This window comes from Neobacillus canaveralius (assembly GCF_047237705.1).
Lineage (GTDB): Bacteria > Bacillota > Bacilli > Bacillales > Cytobacillaceae > Neobacillus > Neobacillus niacini_K.
In genome coordinates this window covers 1,680,132-1,701,412 of record NZ_JBDFLL010000001.1, presented here as the reverse complement: position 1 = coordinate 1,701,412, position 21,281 = coordinate 1,680,132, and the positions used below count along the sequence as shown (strand labels likewise).

Below are 21,281 nucleotides of genomic sequence, written 5' to 3'. Positions count from 1 at the left end.
TTTTAATTGGAAATATTATGTCTTCCTAGAGGTTTTTTCATGATTGAAGTAGAATAAAATTAAGTACATATTAATTTTTCTAAGTAAGATTAGAATTCTATATATCTCCGGTCTTAATCCTAAAGAACTAACGGAGAGTGATTAAATACTTTCTAAAAATGGAACAAATGTCTAAAACATTATTATTTATGTGTTTAAAAAATTAAGAAAATGCTTATGATGCTCTTAGGGAGGTGGCTTTCTTGAAAAATCGGATTTCCGTTCCTTTGGTTGGTAGTGTTATTGTTTTAGGGATAATTGGCATAATTGGAGCTTTTGCAGGTGATCCTATCGGTTTTCTTAAGAATATCGTAGTATTCGCATTGGTCGGTTTAGCCATTTATTTTGTTTTTAGACTAATTCGTAGATCAAATCCTAGGAATAAAGAGCAGCAGGCCTTTATCAAGGCAGCTAAGAAGTCCAAAAAACGATTGCATACTAAAGGTGGAGAACAGTCTACAAAAAGTACATCCTTTGGTCCACTTACTTCTTTAAAGAAAAGCAGGTCAAAAAAGAAGTCCCCTGTTCACTTAACAGTAATCGATGGCAAAAAGGGCAAAAAGAAAAATCGAGCGTCATTATAAACGCTCGATTTTTCTTTTTGTCTTCCATTAATAGCACCAGGACTTAAAGAACCTTTTAGCAGCTTCTCTGCCTAATTCAAACAATTCCTGTTTCTTTTCATCCGTCAGATTGAACTCTATTGATAATGCCCCCTCAGAAGGAACAAAAATGATGTTTCTAGCATGTTTTCTAGATACATAACGTGAATCATGTGCATCCTTCATCGTTTCAAACAAAGCACCAAATAATTGAATTGCATTTTTGATTTTATGTTTTTCGTGCTCGTATTCATCTCCGCTTAATTTAATTCCAATTACTGGCCGTAACTTTTGTATATTTTCGTGGTCAAATAGCCACATTGGGAAATTGCTTAATACTCCTCCATCAACGATTACATTTACTCCATCCATTGATTTTAATTTAACAGGCTCAAAAAAATACGGAATACTGCAGCTCATTCTTACAGCTTTTGCGATTGAAAATGACTCAGGAGGAATACCATATCTGACCAAATCATCCGGAAGGACCATCAGCCTGCCATTGGAGAGGTCAGAAGCGATTATCCTAAGGTTTTGCGGCGGCAAATCCGAAAATGTTCTTACACCCTTTGCTGCTAATTTCTCTTCAATCCACTTTTCAAGCTCATTCCCTTTATATAAACCCAATTTCCAATAAACAAAAAGCCATTTAGCCAGTGGAAAAGGAATAATCATCTTTCGTGCATCGAGGAACTTTGATAAATCCAGCTCATCAAGAACTTGTTCAATCTCATGACTTCCATACCCAGCTGCAATTAAAGCCGCAACAATCGACCCAGCACTCGTTCCAGCAACCCGCTCGAATTGAAAACCTTTTTTTTCAATTTCTTGAATTGCCCCAATTAGAGCAAATCCTTTAATTCCTCCTCCAGAAAAAACACCGTCTATTTTCATGGCAGCCACTCCTAAAGGTGTACTCATTGTTACATCTTTAAGCGGTTGGTCACCAAAATAGTACGGTGTACAAGCAAAAAATTTTTTTAAGTGAAATATTCAACCTTTGCTTTTGGAAAATATTCGTCTATGTAACCGCGAATGGTCGTTTCTAACTCATTCGCCTCTTCTGTTGGATAGACATATTTGCCGATTCCATAGCGGCCCCATTTATATTTTCGCTTTTCCTCGTCCATTTCAAGCTTGGTTTTAGGATACCTTTTTGCTATCACGTTTTTTGCTGGCTTGGTAAAACGGTGTTGGATAAGTTCAAATGTCAGATCCGGTATTTCCAAGCCTTCCAGCTCATTACTTAAACGTTCAAAAAGCTCACGATAGCCTTCCTTCCAATCCTCATGTAAATAAATGGGCGCAACAATAAATCCTAAAGGATAATTTGCCATTGCGACCTTTCTTGCAGCTGCCAGACGATCTTCAAAAGAAGAAGTACCTGGCTCAAAGTTCTTAATAACATAACGAGAATTAACACTAAAACGGAATCTTGTCCTCCCATTGTGTTTGGCATCCAACAGATGATCGACATGATGGAATTTTGTTACAAACCTCAACAATCCAAACTCCGATTGGCCGATAAATTCGATTGTCTTCTTCAATGAATGTGTTAAATGATCTAATCCAACGATGTCCGAGGTACAAGCAGCTTCAAATCGAGTCATTTCTGGCTTACGCTCATCCATGTATTTCTGTGCTTGTTCAAAGATATCCTCGAGGTTAACATAGGTTCGGATATAAGGTTTGCTACCGAGTGTCGTTTGCAGGTAGCAATAATGGCAATGTCCCATACAGCCAGTAGCCAAAGGGATGGCATATTCTGCGGAGGGCTTAGAAGTATCAAATTTTAATGTCTTTCTAATTCCTACTACAAGGGTTGATTTTGCATTTCGGTATTTTTGATTTTCATTATCACCAGGCAAATCCCGTATCTGGTTATGTGAAGTTGTCTCTCGAATTTCAAGATTCAATTTTTCAAACTTTTCTTTTAGCTCTCTTCCAAGAGGGTATTCCAATGCTCTAGGTTCAAAGTATACTAATTGAGGCATAAAAGGTTCCAAGTTATTTTCCTCTTTTCAATCTGTTTTTTATAGTATGAGCAATTTATAAATATTAACATGGTTCATAATTTGTTTATATTTTGTCTACAAATTGTTCACTTTAATACTCTCTTTCTTCATATCATCAACACAAAAATTCTCTATACTTTACCTATTGTTTAGTGTGTTTTATTTACAAGTAAAGGTAGGGAACTTTATGAGCATAAAAAGAGAAAGCATAAAGGTTTATGAAATGACCTGTACATCCTGCGAGAAGCGGGTTGAAAGAACTGTGAAAAAATTAGATGGGGTCCTTGATGTAAAAGCTAGTTTTAGCGGTCAATTTGCAGAAATTGAATTTGATGATCATTTTTGCGATTTAAAAAAAATAAAAAATGCTATTCAAAGTGTAGGATATAGCACTGAAAGCCCTAAAGACTTTAAGATTATTGGAATTATTATTGCAGTGGCAGCCGTTGTGTTACTAGGGATCAACACTGGGAATTACGATATGGATTCACACCTAAATAATGCCTCATATGCTGTATTATTTGTAGTTGGAGTGATTACTTCAATCCATTGTGTAGGTATGTGCGGTGGAATCATGCTTTCGCAAAGTATTGGAAAAGAAAGCATGAACAGATTTGAAGCAATAAAGCCAGCACTTTTATATAACGCAGGAAGAGTAATAGCCTATACCATCCTAGGCGGAGTTATTGGTGCCATTGGTTCAGTTTTTGCTTTATCGCTTACTGCTAAAGCAGCATTACAGCTATTTGCCGGTGTTTTTATGATTATAATGGGTTTTAATATGGCTGGTTTTAAGGTTTTTAGGAAATTCCAAATAAAATTACCAAATGTATCATGCAGGGCCATGAGTAAGCCGAGAGCACCATTTTTTGTAGGACTTCTTAACGGATTAATGCCCTGTGGTCCATTACAAACGATGCAAATTTTCGCTTTAGGAACAGGCAGTGCGGCAGCAGGTGCATTATCTATGTTTATGTTTTCTATCGGAACCGTCCCTCTCATGCTGACATTTGGAGCTTTGTCAGGATTATTAAGTAAAGGTTATACAAAGAAAATTCTCAAGTTTAGCGGTGTCCTCATTATCATGCTGGGTCTCATCATGAGCAATAGAGGGCTTGCTCTTGCCGGAATGAATTTGAGCCCTATGGCAATCATGTCCAGTGTTGGCGCATTCGGTGACGCCGAAGCTTCATCAGACTCATCTAATGCGATTAAAGCAACCATTAAAGATGGTGTTCAGGTATTGAATATGACTGCTAATGTTTATGGCTACACACCAAAAACCCTGTATGTCCAAAAAGGAATGCCGGTTAAATGGGTTGTAGAAGGGGAAGAGATTACTGGCTGTAATAACACGATTGTAATCCCAGACATGAACATTCAACAGAAGCTGCAAAGCGGTAATAATTTGATTGAATTTACACCTGGGGATGAGGATCTAAATTTTAGCTGTTGGATGGGAATGAAACGCGGTGTCATTAAGGTGGTAGATGATCTTGATGCAATCACGGCTTCAAGCAGTGACGGCGAAGGGGTTGATTCAGCTGTAACTGCACCCTCTGCTGAACCTGTAAAGCCTAGTATCTACGGGAATGATTTTAGTAAGGTAGCAACAGATCGATTAGTTAAATCAGCGGAAGTTACTGCTGACGGGCAAACACTTACAATTAAAGGAAATGGATATGAGTTTGAGCCATTAATCATGGTAGTGAATAAAGGATTAAAAACAACACTGGCTTTAGATTTAACCGACTTTGATAATGCTGAAGGCTACTTTATGATATTAAATTCGTCAACTAAGCAAATCGTAACTGATTTTACTGGTACCAAAGGGGTTAATAACATTGAATTCTCCGTTGAAACTAGTGGATCATATGGTATCTTCCTAAATGAACAAGAATTGCTTGGAATCATTGAAGTCGTTGATGATATAAATACTGTGGACGTTGAAGAGGTTAGAGCGAAATATATTCAGTAACGAACAGAAAAGAGCTTTGGTGGATTGGTCACCAAAGCTCTTTTTTAGTCACCGTTTTACTTTGATAAATCAAAAAAAACCTTCACGGTGGTTCCTGCTCCTGCTTTACTAACTACTTCTATCATTGCATTATGAAGGTCTAAGATATTTTTAACAATTGTTAATCCAATCCCGGTTCCTTCAATTTGGTTTCTGCTCTTATCTCCTCTATATAACCTTTCAAAAATGAAAGGTAAATCTTCCTGATAAATCCCAATACCATTATCTATCACTTCTAGAATGATGTTTTTATTATCCTTATATAGTTTAATAAGTATCTTTCCATTCATTTCAGTGAATTTAAGAGCATTAGAGAATAGGTTAATAAATACTTGTTTCATTTTATCCTTATCTGCAATTATGAGATAATTTCCACCATCGAGGATATCATACTCTATGGTAATATTTTTATTTTCAGCGGCCATATAAAAATCCTTACAAATCTCTGAAATTAGTTGATCGAGGAAAATGGTTTCATAGTTAAGTTTGGTACTTTCTGATTCGAATTCTTTTAATAAATTCAAGTCATTTATTAGTTTTCCGAAACGGATGACCTCCTCATTTAAGTAATTTAATCCCTCTTTAGTAACTGGAGAAACCTCATCAATCATGGCTTCAAGATTATTTTGCAGAACATTTAAAGGCGTTCTAATTTCATGCGTAATATCCGAAACTAACCTTTTTCTAAGTGTGTCCTGATACTTTAACTTACCTGCAAGGATGTTCACACTCTTTCTTAAATCCTCTAATTCCTCAATATTACTTTTAACATTAGATTTTGTATCGAAGTTGCCTTGAGATAAGCTTACAGACATCTTTGCTACTTCCCGAATCGGTGTTGAGAATTGTTTTGAAAAATAAAGACCCAAGCTAATGATGATGATTAGCGTGAGAGCACCACTGACAATAATACTTTTGTTTATCGAAGACTTAAAGGTTAAGTCTTCTTCTGATAAAAGCACAGACGAATATTGTCCAATATCGACAAACCCAACTATTGTACCATCCACTTTAATTTCGAATGTTTTAGTTATATAAACACCACTATCGTGTCCTGACATTTCTCCAATATGAATTTGAGTTTTTAAGTCATCAGGATCCATTCCCCAGACCGCTTGTTTGCTGGTATCTAAAAGGGTCAAACAATAATTCCCCATATTAGCCTCATGCATCAATTCTGCTCCAGTATCTGAGGACCATGTCCCTTCCCTTTTATAAGCCTCCTCGAGATAAGAAACAATTCTCCCATACCTCTTGTTTTGACTATCAATCATGTATTCGTTAAATTTATTTGATACCGTCAGATTGACAAAAACAGTAACTAGCAGGATAGCGGCAACCGCAGACAGCACCAATAACATACTCAATCTTCTATTGATTGTTTGCATTTACTTCTCACCGCCAAATTTATAGCCAGCTTTCATTACCGTAACAATATATTTAGGGTTCTTCGTGTCTTTTTCTATTTTTTTACGGATATTTTTTATATGGACATCAATTGTCCGATCATACCCGCTAAAATCAACGCCAAAGATTTTATCAATCAACTGTTCTCTTGATAATACATTTCCTTTTGCCGTGACAAGGGCACAAATAATATCAAACTCATTAGGTGTGAACGGAATCGCTTGTTCTAGTATGCGAACTGCTCTTTTATCACAATCAATTAATAAATAACCATCATCAAAAATAACCTTTGATGAAGGGAATTTAGAACCTATTCTCCTGAATAAAGCATTCACTCTAGCAGTTAGTTCTCTTGGGCTGAACGGCTTTATCAAGTATTCATCTGCACCAATATTTAAACCTTCTATTTTGTCATTCAAAGATCCTTTAGCTGTGAGCATAAAGATATGGACATCCGATGTTTGACGAATGATTTTACAAACTTCTTCGCCGCTAATATCAGGTAGCATTAGATCTAATATGATTAATTTAAATTCTGCGGCTTTAAAAACATCTAGTCCTTTTAATCCGTTTTGAACGCTAGAAACTTTATAACCTTCTTTTTCCAAATATCCTTTAATAACTGTTGCTACACTTTGCTCATCTTCTATCAGTAAAATATGATTCATCTGATTTCACCCAGCTTATAAAATTAGAATCCTTGTAAGTTAAGTATAATAGTTACAGATAGTGATAAATGTGAAAAAGGCTGACAATTATGTGTCAGCCTTTGGGTTAGATATTTATAATTTAACTTTTTGTAATCGTAAAGCATTCAGGACAACGGATACTGAACTAAATGCCATCGCAGCGCCTGCAAGCCACGGCGCTAAGAAACCAAGAGCCGCTATTGGAATCCCAAGCGAATTATAGGCAAGTGCCCAGAAAAGATTTTGCTTTATGTTCGTTATCGTCTTCTTACTCATGAAGATTGCGTCAGCAATACTACCTAAATCGCCACGGATAAGGGTTATATCGGCTGCTTCCATCGCTACATCGGTTCCCGTTCCTATAGCCATACCAATATCAGCAACTGCAAGAGCTGGAGCATCATTGATTCCATCTCCGACCATTGCTACTTTCTTGCCTTGTGCCTGAAGTTTCTTAATTTCAGCTGCCTTTCCTTCCGGAAGTACCTCAGCAATTACTTGATCAATACCAGCTTGCTTAGCAATCGCTAATGCAGTTTGTTGATTATCTCCCGTAATCATAAGACACTCGAGTCCCATGTTTTTAAGGCGGCTAATCGCCATTTTTGATGTTTCCTTAATCGTGTCTGCAACAGCAACAGTACCTGCATATTGACCATTAATAGCAGCAAGCATTGCCGTTTTACCTACCTTTTCCAATTCATCCATTTGTGCAAGTGCACCATCAACCTTGACGTTATACTTGTTCATTAATTTTCTTGTACCAATTAATAATTCTTTACCATCGACCATTGCTTTAATGCCAAAGCCAGGAATCGCTTCAAATTCACTAACATTTAAGAAAGGAATTCCTTTCTCATTTATTCCTTGAACGATTGCCTGAGCAAGTGGGTGCTCTGATTGCCTTTCAGCAGATCCAATCAATGATAAAAATTCATCTTCCGCTAAATCTGTTATTACATCGGTTAAAACAGGTTTACCATTCGTTACTGTACCCGTTTTATCCAAGACAACAGTCGTAATTCGGTGGGTCATTTCCAAATGCTCCCCGCCTTTAAACAGGATACCAAATTCTGCTGCCCTGCCTGACCCAGCCATGATAGAGGTTGGTGTTGCCAATCCTAATGCACATGGGCAGGCTATCACGAGGATGGCAATCATTTTTTCTAAGCTTTGCGCAAAATCTCCCGGTGCAGCCCATACATACCAAATGATAAATGCAATAACAGCAATCCCCACAACGATAGGAACAAATATTCCAGATATTTTATCTGCCAGGCGCTGGATAGGTGCCTTAGAACCTTGTGCCTCTTCGACCACTTTAATGATTTGAGCCAGCGCAGTGTCCCTTCCAACCTTCTTTGCCTCAACCTTTAGGAATCCATTTTTGTTAAGTGTTGCACCGATCACTTCATCACCGATACTCTTATCAACTGGAACGCTTTCTCCTGTAAGCATTGATTCATCAATTGCTGAATTTCCCTCGATGATTTTCCCGTCGACGGGAATTTTTTCACCAGGTTTGATATATAGGATATCACCCACGATCACTTCTTCAAGCGGGATTTCCTGTTCTATCCCATTTCTTTCAACCGTTGCTGTCTTCGCTTGAAGCCCCATTAATTTTTTTATGGCTTCTGACGAACGTCCTTTTGCTTTTGCTTCAAAAAGCTTACCCAAGATAATTAATGTAATAAGGACTGCACTCGTTTCATAATAAAGCTCAAGTGAATGTGTACCCATCGAAAGAGACATAATCGACAAATATAAACTGTAAAAATAGGCTGCTGATGTACCTAGAGCAACAAGGACATCCATATTAGCGCTTTTATTTTTCAAGGCCTTATAGGCTCCAATATAGAACTGGGCACCAATAATAAATTGAACGGGTGTTGCCAATGCAAGCTGAACCCATGGATTCATAAAGGCTTCAGGAACCCAGATAAAGGATGTAAATGAAAAGTGTCCAACCATCGCCCATAATAATGGGAGAGATAAGATTGCCGAAAAAATAAACTTTTTTGTTTGTTTAGTAATTTCCTTTTGACGATGGTCGCTTGTTTCTTTTGCGCCCTCCTTTACATGAGCTCCATAACCAAGATTTTCTACCTTTTTAATGATGTCAGTTGGCGATAGAACAGAACCGTTGTATTCAACTGTTGCTTTTTCAAGGGCTAGATTCACATTCGCCTTTACGACACCTTCCAATTTATTTAAGCCTTTTTCTATTCTAGTTGAGCAGGCAGCACAGGTCATTCCGGTAATATCAAACTCTGCCTTTTCGGTAACCACTTCATATCCTAAATCTCTAATCTTTTTCTCAATATCTTCAACCTTTAATTTTTCTGGGTCGTATTTAATAGCAGATTTTTCTAGGGCTAAATTTACATTTGCTGTTACTACGCCTTCTAATTTATTCAATCCCTTTTCAATTCTTGTTGCACAAGCTGCACAGGTCATTCCAGAAATTTGTAAATTGGTTTCTTTTAAAGCTTGAGACATAAAAGCCACCCCTTTATACCCTGTGTGGGTATATTTTATTTTAAAAAGAACGTGCTATTTCATTAGCACGTGTCTTTTCCAATTTTTTATTCTACGTCGTAACCTTGATCATCAATTGTTTCTTTGATTTTATCAAGTGATACCTCTTGGTTGTTATATTCAACATCAACTGTATTTGCTTTTAAATTTACTTTAACAGTGCTAACTCCGTTTAGTTCACTAACACTGCCTTCAACTGCTTTAACACAATGATCGCAAGACATTCCTTGTACGTTTAAAGTCACTTTTTCCATTTTATTTGCACCCTTTCATAAGTAACACTTTATTAACCTTGTAATAAAGGTAAGGTTCTTATTTATATTTAACCATACCCCCCTACCCTATGTAAAGTGTTTTATAAAAATTTATCTTATTATTTTTCAACTTTCACAGCTTGTTCATAAAGCGTTATTTTTATCCAGGAATTCTGTTACAAGGACCAATAAGTTAGAGAGTCAAATATGCCTAACAGTATGATCAATACTCCAGAAACTCTTTGAATTGAAGCACCTAGCTTTTTTCCCTTTTTCATTAATAGACCACCACCACCTAAGTACCAAATAATGAAAATAAATAGGATTAATGGCAGTGCCGTACCAATAGCAAATATCGATGGCAGGATAAAGCCGTAGGAACTGGACAATACAATCGGCATTAAGGTAACAAAAAACAAAATGAACATCGTTGGACAAAAAGCAAGCGAAAAACTGAATCCAAGCATAAACGAACCAAATGGTGTTTCCTGTTTATATTCTTTAGTTCCTTTAAATAAATTTATTGTGCCTCGAAGTTGTATCAACCCTACCATATACAAACCAACAACGATCAACAGCGGTCCCATAATTTTACGGATCCAAGGAAAATAAGAAATTAGGTTTTCTTGAATTTCTCTTCCAAGTATCCAAACTAATGCACCTAATAATGAGAATGCCGCTATTTTCCCTAATGTGAAAAAGATAACGTCCTTCCAAACAATTTTCTGTTGAAAGGAGCGGTTACCATACAGGGTTAATGCACTGATGTTTCCGGTTAGCTGACATGGTGCCAAAGCTCCCACTATCCCTAAAAGAAGGGTAAAAATGATAGGCCAAGACTCCAGGTTATTGGCGATGATAAAAAACGGTTTGCTGACAAATGAACTAAATTGACTCATGAGATTGTACATTGCATCACCTTATTTTTCTTGGTTGATAAAAAGACAGTTTACTAAGTTTATACTATAACAATAGTAGTCACATTTTATGAAGAACGTATGAAGAGTTTTTGACAATTATGGGACATTTTCAATCAGGTAAAAAGCATCGGAAAATACCGATGCTTTGCTTTCATTACTTAATTTCTACAACGTATGGATATACGAATACTTGGCCGTTAAACTTAAACTCTGCCCATATCTTATAAATCCCTGGCTCTGAGAATTTTGTAGCAAACACAGGCTCGTTCCCTTTCAGTGGATGAACGTGAATATAATTTTCGCCTTTTTGATCAAGAATTACGACATGTCCTAATGCTCCAAGATACTGCTCTGGGGTATCTTCTCCTAAATCAAATGTAAGTTGGATGTCCTCATTTACTTTTAATGAACTTGGAAGCATTTTAACTGTATGGCCTCCAGCTGCCTTTATTAATTCGGCGTCAACGGTTAGTGAATCTTCATCAAGTTCATTATAATTTTCTCCAACTATGAATGAAATAGGTGCTACCTCATAGTTCTTGCTTGTTGGTTTAATATCAACAAACGCTTTATACTCCCCTGCTGGTAATGCATGAGCTACTTTGAAGACTCCAGGCTTGTTTGTTTGAGGATGTAAATGCTGATACTCTTTCAAATCTTTGCTGACAACAATTAAATGCAGCAGTTTTTCGTGATTCACTTCTAAATCTGATACAGGATTTCCTTCCAAATCTTTTAAGGTAATAATCAATTCTCCATTTTCAACTTGAAGAGTAGGTTTGACCTCACTTTCACCATTGTGATTTTCACCGTTTTCTTTATGCTCCTGACCATGCGAAGATTCTTCCTCTTGTTCGTGTGGTGCCGATGTATCATTATGAAGATCTGCTTCATCTGTAAAAGAAGCATAGGCATAATATCCTCCCACCACAACCAACAGGTATACTAGTGCAGAAATAGCCCATTTTTTCATTAAACCTCACTCCTTCATACCTATATAGGGTATATTTTTTTGAAAAATAGAGCGTGCTATTACATAGCACGTTTCTAGACAATCCGTTATTTATTTTTTGGCAAACTAACATGGAAATGTTGTTAACTATCTGATGAAATGATTATATTATACCCCGGTACAGTATGTAAAGAGGGGATTTACATTTTTTTAACATTTTATTGATGCCTTTTTGAATGATTATTTCGAAGTATACAGATAAACTTATCATTAATACACCTGTATATTAAAAGGGGGATTTATGAAACAAAGCAAAGTTTCTTTACTACTTGAAATCCTAATGATTTCAGCAAAACTTGGATTCACTTCATTTGGCGGTCCCATTGCTCATTTAGGATATTTTCATGATGAGTATGTACGCAGAAGAAAATGGCTGGATGAACCAGCATACGCCAATCTTGTAGCCCTGTGCCAGTTTTTACCTGGGCCAGCCAGCAGTCAGGTTGGAATTGGGATTGGCGTAATGCGTGGCGGTTTGTTAGGAGGGATTTCAGCATTTGTTGGTTTTACCACACCTTCAGTCGTTCTGCTGATCCTTTTTGCACTAATTCTTAAAGGAGTGGATATTGGAAATGCAGGATGGATTCACGGGTTAAAGATTGTAGCAGTGGCTGTTGTTGCTCATGCCATATGGGGAATGGCACAAAAATTAACTCCTGATTTGACTCGGAAAGCAATTGCTTTACTTGCTTTAATGTGTACCTTATTATGGCAAACAGCATATACACAGGTATTTGTAATCCTAATTGCTGCTGTCGCAGGTTTTATTATCTATAAGGGGCAAAAGGAAGATTCCCCTACTACTATTCAGGTCCCACTTTCTCGAAGATTTGCATACATTTGCTTAGGATTATTTTTCGGATTATTGATCGTCCTTCCTATTTTAAGAGAATTGACTGGATCTAGCTTGGTGGCGATGTTTGATAGCTTTTATCGTTCTGGTTCTTTGGTTTTTGGCGGAGGGCATGTGGTTTTACCATTGTTGGAACGTGAATTTGTTCCCAGTGGCTGGCTCAGTAAAGAGGCGTTCCTAGCTGGATATGGAGCTGCACAGGCGGTACCTGGACCGTTGTTTACCTTTGGTGCCTATTTAGGTGCTGTTATGAATGGATGGGCAGGCGGTTTGCTGGCAACCTTCGCTATCTTTCTCCCTGCGTTTTTATTGGTTTTAGGTACTTTGCCATTTTGGGTAAGCATAAACCGTAATCCAAAAATAAAAGGAGCATTAATGGGTGTCAATGCTGCGGTTGTAGGTATATTAATATCTGCATTTTATGATCCAATTTGGACTAGTACGATTATAGCCCCAATAGATTTTGCCTTTGCTGCCCTATTATTTAGCATGCTTGCCTATTGGAAGCTGCCGCCTTGGGTAATTGTGGTTACTGGAATTATTGGAGGCCTTTTCCTTATTTGATAAGATGAAACACGAGGACACCCTAAGGGCATCCTCGTTTTTATCTTTTTATAAACCACACTTAAGCTGCGTGCCACAGTTAGAACATGTATTACAGCCGCCAATTTCCTTTACTTTACCTTTACGGCAAACAGGACATGTGTTTCCAACTTCAGAACCAATCGTAACATCTGTTGAACGAAGGTCACTAATGGTATCAACAAGTACTACGTGCTGTTTTGTTTTTTCTTTGAATGTTGGAATCTCATTTTCTTCCGCTTTAAGAGTAAGAACTTGTGAATCACGTGATCCATCTACGTACACAGTACCACCCTTAGCTCCGCCCTTGTATAGACGCTCATATACTTTTTCTACCTGTTCAACACTATACCCTTGTGGGGCATTAACAGTTTTACTAATAGAACTGTCAATCCAGCGTTGAATGATACATTGAACATCTGCATGTGCTTCAGGTGCCAGTTCCATCGCTGCAACAAACCAGTTTGGAAGATTATCAGCATCTGCTTCTGGGTGACTATCTAGGTATTCTTGAACAATATCAGCTTTCACTTCGATAAATTTACCCAGACGTCCGCTTCGGAAATAAGAAAATGAGAAATAAGGTTCTAATCCAGTCGATACGCCAACCATTGTTCCAGTACTCACTTTTGTTACTCTCTATAAATCTTTATAGAGGGCGGGATTATTAGTACCCACTCCATATTTCGCAATATGGGTCAGACTCTATCACCAACCATAATATTATGGTTGCTCAGCGTATAGTCGTTGAGGGGTCAGCCACGACTTCCCTGCGGATTGTCTGGTAGGCAATTAAGCCAACACTCTTACATTTTTACCTGATTACTTGTTGGCAAGACAAAGGTAGTAAGAGATACGCCAGGGTTTCCCGCATATAGCTAAGTTTACGCAGCGCTCTTACGAACACTGGGGGCAATTATTTTACCCGTTGGAGCAACAGTTAGCAAATGTGAATTTCTTATTCCATTTTCCAGTATAGATTGACGGACATCTTTAGGCATTTTTTTCATATATCCTGTATCGATGAATGCTTGTCGTAAACGGTTTGTTTCTTCGCGTGTTTCACCATTTAAGAATGGGAAGCTTCCCTTTTCCTGGGCTAATTCTACTGATGTTTTGTAAGCTGTTGTTGCAATTACTTCAAAAACTTGATCAACAAGTTTATTTCCTTGTTCTGAACCGTACACTGTTTCACAGTAAATAAGCATATCGTGTAAGCCCATTACGCCAAGACCTACGCGGCGCTCACCAAGAGCTTGCTTCTTATTTTCCTCAAGGAAGTATGGTGTAGCATTAATGACGTTATCTTGCATTCTTACGCCAACAGCTACTGTTTTCTTTAACTTTCCAAAATCAACTGTTTTTGTTTCCTTATCAACCATTTCAGCCAGATTAACAGCTGCAAGGTTACAAACAGAAAATGGTGCGAGAGGTTGCTCTCCACAAGGATTTGTTGCAACGACTTGCTGCCCATACGCTTTAGCGTTTGTCATGTCGTTTGCATTATCGATGAAGAATATTCCCGGTTCAGCTGAGTAAGTTGCGCAGATGTTTACAAGGTTCCAAAGCTCTTTCGCTTTAATCTTTTTATAAACTCGTACTTTATGACCAAGCTTTTCCCATTCACGAACGTCTCCAACTTTATGCCATTCTTCATTGTAAATCTTCATTTCCTCTTTACTATAATGTTCTACATATGGGAAACGAAGCTCGTAATCACTATCATTTTCAACAGCTTCCATGAATTCTTTTGTCAAACAGATAGAAATATTTGCTCCTGTTAGGAATTCTGGATTATGAACCGTATAGTTACCACCAGTTTGAAGCTTCTCTTCAGCCTCAGCAATGATGTCTTCACCAAAGCCACCAAAGCCTGGAATGTGTTTGTAATTAACAATTCCCTGATACATGGCTCTTTCTTGCGAAGTTAACGGTGTTAATTTTAGTTTATCCTGAGCATGTTTCTTGATTGTTTCATCGTTTGTATTTTCAATTAAGAACCGTAGAATTCTTGGGTTTTGCATTTTTGAGATAATAAATTCAATAACGTCTGGATGCCAATCAGCTAGCATAATCATCTGGGCGCCCCTACGAGACCCACCTTGTTCTACTAGATGTGTCAATTTCGCAATATCATCTAACCAAGAAACCGAACCAGATGATTTACCATTCACGCCTCTTGCCAAGGTGTTTCGAGGTCGTAATGTAGATCCATTGGTTCCTACTCCGCCGCCGCGGCTCATGATTTCCATTACCTGCTTACGGTGATCGGAAATTCCTTCACGTGAATCTGGAACAAAAGGCATTACATAACAGTTAAAGAACGTTACGTCTGTTTCTGCTCCTGCACCGTAAAGGACTCGACCCGCTGGAATGAAGTTCATCGAAACTAGCTCATTGTAGAACTTTTCAAACCATTCGATTCGCTTCTCTTCAGTTTCCTCAACTGAAGCAAGACCCGTTGCGTTTCTCTTAGCAATCTGCTCATAAAACAATTCTAGAGGCTTCTCAATTACATCTAACGAGCGCCAAATCAATCCTGTTGCTGATTCCTCAGGGGCATCTAGGACACCTCTAAATTCCTCTTCTACTAAAACCTTTGCTTTTTTACTCTCCCAATCAATCTCCATGATGTATCCAAGACCGCGTGCTGGGAATTTTGGATCTTCTTTTATAGTGAGAACAACGAAGTCGCCATTCGTTAGGGTGATTTTTGCAGTGTCTTTGAAGGTGTACCGGTCCAGCATGACCAATCGTGAAACACCCTTATGAGTTATTTTCATATCTGGCGTTACCGGGTGCACTTGGGGGAATAAGTGGATATCCTCATTCAACCTTTCAAAATCAATATTCATTTTTTGTCTAAAAACAACAGACATGAGAACAACTCCTTCAAATAATTCTATATCTTGTGTGAGATTCTATTAAGTTTTGCTATATCTAGCTGACTCGATATAAATAAGTTAACATAGGTAGATATAACAAATCAATATATAGTACCGAAAATATTTTCGACACCACTACATATTGTGTCAGAGGCAAAAAATAAAAACTTTGTCAAACTCAAAATAAACTAGAAACAAGAGAATAGATAAGATATCTATTAAATTTCGGCAAAATACAGGAAAATTTAACAAATTTCGCAGGTTGCGATTTTTAAATTCAGGAAAATTTAAAGTTATAAAGGAGATAAATTGATTATCAAGAATATTAAAAAAGGTATACTTAATAAATAAATCAACAAAAGGAGCAAAGAATTGATGATAGCACATATTGAAAAAATTGAAAACAGCTATACTGCCACATATGAACGCCATCTTAACCATTCAATTCAAGAGGTATGGTCTTATTTAACTGATAACGAGAAACTGCTAAAATGGTTCTCAGAGTTACGTGTGGACGAACTTCGTAAAGGCGGGGTTATTAAATTTGATATGGGGGATGGAACATTTGATGAGCTTTCTATCCTAGACTTAAAAGTAAATTCTGTTTTGGAATTCTCCTGGTGGTTAGATACCGTTCGATTCGAATTAACTGAAGGATCAAATGGATGTATACTGCGCCTAATCGAAAAAATAAATACCATTACGGACCATACCCCAAGAGACCTTGCTGGCTGGCATGTATGTTTAGATGTCATCGAATCATTACTGGATGGCAGGACAATTGATCGTAAAGAGGAATGGAAAATCTGGTATGAGAAATATGGTAAGGAAATCGAAAAAGTAACTAACAAATAATAAAAACAGGCGTACCCTGCAAAATGGGTGCGCCTGTTTATTTATCTTTTGAAGTTCCACTCATCACTTTCATAACGCTCTTTTGCAATTTTATTTACGTAAGATAATTCTTCTTCTGTTAAATCATAGGATTCAAGCTCGATATTAAGTCCCTCTGCAAAGCCTTTATAAAAGGCTTCTTTTGCTTCCTCTAATGTAATTTTTCTAGGACTGATTTCATTAATTGCCACTGCCTTACTTTTAAAAGAAGATTTCATCCTATCCTTTACTCTCTCACTAGGATATTTAAATAAGCTGAACAGCTTATCCTCGTCTAAATCTAATAAAATTGAACCATGCTGGAGGATTACTCCCTTTTGCCGCGTCTGAGCACTTCCGGCAACCTTACGACCTTCGACAACGAGTTCATACCAACTTGGTGCATCGAAACATACTGCTGAACGGGGATTCTTTAGTGCACTTCGCTCTTCATCTGTTCTTGGGACGGCAAAGTACGCCTCTAATCCCAGCTGATGAAATCCTTTTAGGATTCCTTCAGAAATAACACGATAAGCCTCTGTTACTGTTTTAGGCATTTCGGGGTGATCTTCAGACACAATGACACTGTATGTAAGCTCATGCTCATGGAGAACGCCTCTGCCGCCTGTCGGTCTTCTAACGAACCCTAATCCATGAGCTTTTACTGCCTCTAAGTCAATTTCCTTATCAACTTTCTGGAAATATCCAATTGATAGTGTCGCAGGATCCCAGCCATAAAAGCGAATAACGGGCGGTATTTTCCCTTGGCTATGCCAATCAAGTAATGCCTCATCCAACGCCATATTAAATGATGGAGAACAATTACCAGAATCTATAAAACGCCAAACTTCTTTATTCATTTGAAAACCTCATCTTTATCAAGTTTACTCTTGTTTTAGTCTACCAAAATCTGATATGAATTCAAAACCAGATGTTTGAGGTTTAATGAATTTGAAGTTTTTTGTCGTTTATTCTTTATCTTTCCGTGATTGACTTATATAATAAAACATAGTGTACCATGCTTGAAAGGAGCAATAGAAATTGAATTCACTTTATGTCCTACTTATCATCATCGTGGCAGTTGCAGCTTACTCCGTTTTTACCTATTTTTATCAAAAAAGGATTGTTAAAACGGTAACGGAAGAGGAGTTTCGTGCCGGTTATCGTAAGGCACAATTAATCGATGTTCGTGAACCGAACGAATTCGAAGCAGGTCATATTTTAGGCGCCCGAAATATTCCAGTGTCACAAATGAGAATGCGAATGAAGGAGCTTCGTCCAGATTTACCTGTTTATTTATATGACCAAAACGGATTGCGCAGCGCCCGTGCCGCACAATTTTTACACCGTAAAGGATACAAAGATCTTACACAGCTTCAAGGCGGGTTCAAAAAATGGTCTGGTAAAGTAAAAACAAAAAAATAACGCAATGAGGACTTCCAATATACGGAAGTCTTTTTTATTACCAAATCACATTATCGGATTGTTCCCCTAATTCCATACCGCGTGATTTACAGGCACAATAACTCCTATATTGTTCCCCTAATTCCGTACCACGTGATTTGCGGGCACAATAACTCCTTTATTGTTCCCCTAATTCCGTACCACGAGATTTACGGGCACAATAACCACTTGATTGTTCCCCTAATTCCGTACCACGTGATTTACCGGCACAATAACCCCTTGATTGTTCCCCTAATTCCGTACCACGTGATTTACCGGCACAATTCCCCTCCCCAAAAACCAAAAGGTCAGATTCAGCAACCTGAATCTGACCCTTTTTCTTACTTATGCCTTTTGATATTTTAAGATTGGTTTACGAGCTGCTGTTGCTTCGTCCATACGGCCTACTACAGTGGTATGTGGCGCTTCTTGAACGATTTCTGGATTTTCCTCTGCCTCTTTGGCAATTTGAATCATAATGTCAACGAATGAATCTAGCGTTTCTTTAGACTCTGTTTCAGTTGGCTCAATCATAATACATTCTTCTACATTTAATGGGAAGTAGATGGTTGGCGGATGATAGCCAAAATCAAGCAGGCGTTTTGCTATATCTAAAGTACGAACACCTAATTTTTTCTGTCTTCTTCCACTTAAAACAAATTCATGTTTGCAATGCTTATCAAATGGAAGATCATAATACTCAGCAAGTCTTCTCATCATATAATTTGCATTTAACACAGCATATTCTGTTACCGCTTTTAAGCCATCTGGTCCCATAGAACGAATGTAAGTATATGCACGAACATTGATACCAAAATTACCATAGTAAGGTTTCACGCGCCCGATTGATTGCGGACGGTCATAATCAAATACAAACTCTTCACCGCGTTTTGTAATCACAGGCTTTGGTAAAAACGGAATAAGGTCTGCTTTTACACCAACTGGACCTGAACCCGGCCCTCCTCCGCCATGTGGACCCGTAAAGGTTTTATGAAGGTTTAAGTGAACCACATCAAATCCCATATCCCCCGGTCTAGCTTTTGATAGTACCGCATTTAAGTTTGCACCATCGTAATAAAGCTTACCGCCGGCAGCATGAACAATTTCAGCCATTTCTATAATATTTTCCTCAAAAAGTCCAAGGGTATTTGGGTTGGTTAACATTAATGCCGCTGTATCTTCCCCAACTACTCTTCTTAAATCTTCAAGGTCAACAAGGCCATTCTCATTTGATATTACAGTGATGGTTTCTAGTCCTGCAACCGTTGCAGAAGCAGGGTTTGTTCCATGTGCAGAATCCGGAACGATAACCTTTGTACGCTTCAAATCTCCGTTTGCTTCATGGTAAGCACGGATCATCATTAACCCCGTCCATTCCCCATGAGCACCAGCAGCTGGCTGTAATGTTACTTCATCCATACCTGTAATCTCAATCAAATGCTCCTGCAAATCATACAAAAGTTCTAGTGCACCTTGTACAGAGCTTTCATCCTGAAGTGGATGAACATGAGCAAATCCGTTAAAACGGGCCACATTTTCATTGATTTTTGGATTGTATTTCATTGTACATGAACCTAACGGGTAGAAACCTGAATCCACCCCATGGTTTCTCCTAGATAGCGCAGTGTAATGACGCATAATATCAAGCTCTGAAACCTCAGGAAGCTCTGGCTCCTCGCTGCGTAGATATCCTTCAGGAAGAAGGCTGCTAAGGTCTAATTCAGGAACATCCATTTCAGGGAGGCTGTATCCAATTCTTCCTGGTGTACTAGATTCAAAAATGAGTGCCTGATCTTGGTTATGCATGCAAATCCCCCACTTCTTTCACAAGAGTATCGATTTCTTCCTTCGATCTTTGCTCTGTTACAGCAATCAGCATATGGTTAGCAAGTTCTGGATAGTCACGCCCTAAATCGTAACCACCAATGATTCCTTTTTGTAACAAGGCTTGATTAACTTCTTTTACTGGTTTGTTTAATTTAACAACAAATTCATTGAAGGAGTGTCCTTCGTAAACAACTTCAACGCCTGCTTCTTTAAAAGCATTTCTTGCGTAGTGTGCCTTCTGTAAGTTTGCCGCTGCCATTTCACGTACGCCTTTTTTACCGAGGGCTGTCATAGCTACAGACGCAGCCAATGCATTTAACGCTTGGTTTGAACAAATATTTGATGTCGCTTTATCACGGCGGATATGCTGTTCACGAGCTTGAAGTGTTAATACAAATCCACGTCTGCCCTGGTCGTCAGTGGTCTGGCCAACTAGACGTCCTGGTACCTTTCTCATTAGCTTAGTAGTTACCGCAAAATAACCGCAGTGCGGTCCGCCAAACGCAGTCGGAATTCCAAACGGCTGCGCGTCACCAATGACAATATCTGCACCAAACTTCCCAGGTGGTGTTAATACTCCAAGTGAAAGAGGATTGCTTGAAACAACAAATAACGACTTATTTGCATGGACAATTTCTTCTAGTTCTTTTAATGGTTCAATTCTTCCGAAGAAATTTGGGTATTGCACGATAACTGCGGCAATTTCTTCATTTGCCAATCCTTTTAATGCTTCAATATCTGTAATCCCATCGTTAACTGGTACTTCAATCACTTCAAGATACTGACCTTTTGCATACGTTTTGAGGACTTCTCTTGACTCAGGATGAACAGCACCAGAAACAATAATCTTTTTGCGTTTTGTATGACCTGCGCTCAACATCGCTGCTTCTGCCAATGCGGTTCCGCCATCATACATGGAGGAGTTTGCTACATCCATACCAGTTAACTCACAGATCATCGTCTGGAACTCAAAAATGGCTTGGAGCTCACCTTGAGAAATTTCAGGTTGATATGGTGTATAGGCTGTATAAAATTCAGAGCGAGAAATAACATGGTCAACAATTACAGGCATATAGTGGTCATAAACTCCTGCACCCAGAAAGGATACATTTGTTTTTAAATCTGCATTACGAGAAGCCATATGGAATAGTTCTTTCATCAATGAAGTCTCAGATTTTGCAGCTTTGATGTTGTATTCACCTTTAAATCTAACCTTTTCTGGTATATCGCTGAATAATTCATCGACGGAGTTAACGCCAATAGTTTCGAGCATTTCCTTTTTATCTGCTTCAGTCATAGGTAAATATCGATGTTTCATAAAC

General features: G+C 38.1%; 17 protein-coding genes and 2 pseudogenes. 5 read left to right on the top strand and 14 right to left on the bottom strand.

The window, feature by feature from the left end; translation table 11 throughout:
- Nucleotides 1-233: 233 nt before the first annotated feature.
- The gene (locus tag ABC255_RS08400; protein WP_412992709.1) at nt 234-623 is read left to right on the top strand and encodes an SA1362 family protein; all 390 of its coding nucleotides are present in this window, start codon (nt 234-236) and stop codon (nt 621-623) included.
- Between the two features lie 27 nt (nt 624-650).
- Here the strand turns inward: ABC255_RS08400 and ABC255_RS08395 are convergent, their stop codons facing one another.
- Nucleotides 651-1,535, bottom strand: coding sequence for a patatin-like phospholipase family protein (locus ABC255_RS08395; protein WP_335535333.1), 885 nt, complete (start codon nt 1,533-1,535; stop codon nt 651-653).
- An 86-nt stretch (nt 1,536-1,621) separates the two neighbouring features.
- Nucleotides 1,622-2,647: a spore photoproduct lyase gene (gene splB, locus ABC255_RS08390; protein ID WP_412992707.1), complete on the bottom strand. Its 1,026-nt coding sequence runs from the start codon at nt 2,645-2,647 to the stop codon at nt 1,622-1,624.
- A gap of 196 nt (nt 2,648-2,843) precedes the next feature.
- Between splB and ABC255_RS08385 the strand changes: the two genes are divergently transcribed.
- Nucleotides 2,844-4,634 (top strand): urease accessory protein UreH domain-containing protein, encoded by a 1,791-nt coding sequence (locus ABC255_RS08385; protein ID WP_412992705.1) that lies wholly within the window; start codon nt 2,844-2,846, stop codon nt 4,632-4,634.
- A 56-nt stretch (nt 4,635-4,690) separates the two neighbouring features.
- On the opposite strand, the gene ABC255_RS08380 is transcribed toward ABC255_RS08385, so the two are convergent.
- The 6 genes from ABC255_RS08380 to ABC255_RS08355 all read right to left on the bottom strand — a co-directional run bounded on the left by ABC255_RS08380 (nt 4,691) and on the right by ABC255_RS08355 (nt 11,457).
- A complete protein-coding gene (locus ABC255_RS08380) occupies nt 4,691-6,061 on the bottom strand; it encodes a HAMP domain-containing sensor histidine kinase (protein ID WP_412992703.1) in 1,371 nt (456 codons plus the stop codon).
- A complete protein-coding gene (locus tag ABC255_RS08375; protein ID WP_412992701.1) occupies nt 6,062-6,748 on the bottom strand; it encodes a response regulator transcription factor in 687 nt (228 codons plus the stop codon).
- Nucleotides 6,749-6,862: 114 nt separating this feature from the next.
- On the bottom strand, nt 6,863-9,271 hold the full coding sequence (locus ABC255_RS08370) for a heavy metal translocating P-type ATPase (RefSeq protein WP_412992699.1): 2,409 nt from the start codon (nt 9,269-9,271) through the stop codon (nt 6,863-6,865).
- Between the two features lie 86 nt (nt 9,272-9,357).
- Nucleotides 9,358-9,564, bottom strand: coding sequence for a copper chaperone CopZ (gene copZ, locus ABC255_RS08365; RefSeq protein WP_412992697.1), 207 nt, complete (start codon nt 9,562-9,564; stop codon nt 9,358-9,360).
- Nucleotides 9,565-9,740: 176 nt separating this feature from the next.
- Nucleotides 9,741-10,475: an urease accessory protein UreH domain-containing protein gene (locus ABC255_RS08360; RefSeq protein ID WP_412992695.1), complete on the bottom strand. Its 735-nt coding sequence runs from the start codon at nt 10,473-10,475 to the stop codon at nt 9,741-9,743.
- A gap of 163 nt (nt 10,476-10,638) precedes the next feature.
- Nucleotides 10,639-11,457 carry a hypothetical protein gene (locus ABC255_RS08355; protein ID WP_412992693.1) on the bottom strand — a complete coding sequence of 273 codons (819 nt, stop codon included), beginning with the start codon at nt 11,455-11,457 and terminating at the stop codon, nt 10,639-10,641.
- 280 nt (nt 11,458-11,737) lie between these two features.
- Here ABC255_RS08355 and ABC255_RS08350 point away from each other — a divergent pair, with 280 nt between their 5' ends.
- Nucleotides 11,738-12,913: a chromate transporter gene (locus ABC255_RS08350; RefSeq protein WP_412992692.1), complete on the top strand. Its 1,176-nt coding sequence runs from the start codon at nt 11,738-11,740 to the stop codon at nt 12,911-12,913.
- Nucleotides 12,914-12,961: 48 nt separating this feature from the next.
- Here the strand turns inward: ABC255_RS08350 and ABC255_RS08345 are convergent.
- Nucleotides 12,962-13,555 (bottom strand): annotated as a pseudogene (locus ABC255_RS08345) (hypothetical protein); the annotation flags it as partial.
- A gap of 293 nt (nt 13,556-13,848) precedes the next feature.
- A pseudogene (locus tag ABC255_RS08340) lies at nt 13,849-15,810 on the bottom strand (vitamin B12-dependent ribonucleotide reductase); the annotation flags it as partial.
- 381 nt (nt 15,811-16,191) lie between these two features.
- On the opposite strand from ABC255_RS08340, the gene ABC255_RS08335 reads away from it, so the two are divergent.
- Nucleotides 16,192-16,671 (top strand): SRPBCC family protein, encoded by a 480-nt coding sequence (locus ABC255_RS08335; RefSeq protein ID WP_412992690.1) that lies wholly within the window; start codon nt 16,192-16,194, stop codon nt 16,669-16,671.
- 41 nt (nt 16,672-16,712) lie between these two features.
- Here ABC255_RS08335 and ABC255_RS08330 read toward each other — a convergent pair whose 3' ends face one another.
- The gene (locus ABC255_RS08330) at nt 16,713-17,549 is read right to left on the bottom strand and encodes a lipoate--protein ligase family protein (protein ID WP_412992688.1); all 837 of its coding nucleotides are present in this window, start codon (nt 17,547-17,549) and stop codon (nt 16,713-16,715) included.
- Nucleotides 17,550-17,730: 181 nt separating this feature from the next.
- Between ABC255_RS08330 and ABC255_RS08325 the strand changes: the two genes are divergently transcribed.
- On the top strand, nt 17,731-18,114 hold the full coding sequence (locus ABC255_RS08325; protein WP_412992686.1) for a rhodanese-like domain-containing protein: 384 nt from the start codon (nt 17,731-17,733) through the stop codon (nt 18,112-18,114).
- A 157-nt stretch (nt 18,115-18,271) separates the two neighbouring features.
- Here the strand turns inward: ABC255_RS08325 and ABC255_RS08320 are convergent, their stop codons facing one another.
- The 3 genes from ABC255_RS08320 to gcvPA are packed head-to-tail and all read right to left on the bottom strand — an operon-like array spanning nt 18,272 to nt 21,277.
- Nucleotides 18,272-18,436, bottom strand: a complete 165-nt coding sequence (locus ABC255_RS08320; RefSeq protein WP_412992684.1) for a hypothetical protein — start codon at nt 18,434-18,436, stop codon at nt 18,272-18,274.
- A gap of 41 nt (nt 18,437-18,477) precedes the next feature.
- The gene (gcvPB, locus tag ABC255_RS08315) at nt 18,478-19,938 is read right to left on the bottom strand and encodes an aminomethyl-transferring glycine dehydrogenase subunit GcvPB (RefSeq protein ID WP_412992682.1); all 1,461 of its coding nucleotides are present in this window, start codon (nt 19,936-19,938) and stop codon (nt 18,478-18,480) included.
- On the bottom strand, nt 19,931-21,277 hold the full coding sequence (gcvPA, locus tag ABC255_RS08310; protein ID WP_335535681.1) for an aminomethyl-transferring glycine dehydrogenase subunit GcvPA: 1,347 nt from the start codon (nt 21,275-21,277) through the stop codon (nt 19,931-19,933). Before gcvPA ends, gcvPB begins: the two co-directional genes overlap by 8 nt.
- Nucleotides 21,278-21,281: the final 4 nt, after the last annotated feature.

Excerpts from the sequence above, each read along its gene's own strand:
- ABC255_RS08370 (WP_412992699.1), bottom strand. The coding sequence starts at position 9,271 with ATGTCTCAAGCTTTAAAAGAAACCAATTTACAAATTTCTGGAATGACC.
- ABC255_RS08330 (WP_412992688.1), bottom strand. The coding sequence starts at position 17,549 with ATGAATAAAGAAGTTTGGCGTTTTATAGATTCTGGTAATTGTTCTCCA.
- ABC255_RS08395 (WP_335535333.1), bottom strand. The coding sequence starts at position 1,535 with ATGAAAATAGACGGTGTTTTTTCTGGAGGAGGAATTAAAGGATTTGCT.
- gcvPA (WP_335535681.1), bottom strand. The coding sequence starts at position 21,277 with ATGAAACATCGATATTTACCTATGACTGAAGCAGATAAAAAGGAAATG.
- ABC255_RS08350 (WP_412992692.1), top strand. The coding sequence starts at position 11,738 with ATGAAACAAAGCAAAGTTTCTTTACTACTTGAAATCCTAATGATTTCA.
- gcvPB (WP_412992682.1), bottom strand. The coding sequence starts at position 19,938 with ATGCATAACCAAGATCAGGCACTCATTTTTGAATCTAGTACACCAGGA.
- ABC255_RS08355 (WP_412992693.1), bottom strand. The coding sequence starts at position 11,457 with ATGAAAAAATGGGCTATTTCTGCACTAGTATACCTGTTGGTTGTGGTG.
- ABC255_RS08360 (WP_412992695.1), bottom strand. The coding sequence starts at position 10,475 with ATGTACAATCTCATGAGTCAATTTAGTTCATTTGTCAGCAAACCGTTT.
- copZ (WP_412992697.1), bottom strand. The coding sequence starts at position 9,564 with ATGGAAAAAGTGACTTTAAACGTACAAGGAATGTCTTGCGATCATTGT.
- ABC255_RS08385 (WP_412992705.1), top strand. The coding sequence starts at position 2,844 with ATGAGCATAAAAAGAGAAAGCATAAAGGTTTATGAAATGACCTGTACA.
- ABC255_RS08380 (WP_412992703.1), bottom strand. The coding sequence starts at position 6,061 with ATGCAAACAATCAATAGAAGATTGAGTATGTTATTGGTGCTGTCTGCG.
- ABC255_RS08375 (WP_412992701.1), bottom strand. The coding sequence starts at position 6,748 with ATGAATCATATTTTACTGATAGAAGATGAGCAAAGTGTAGCAACAGTT.
- ABC255_RS08335 (WP_412992690.1), top strand. The coding sequence starts at position 16,192 with ATGATAGCACATATTGAAAAAATTGAAAACAGCTATACTGCCACATAT.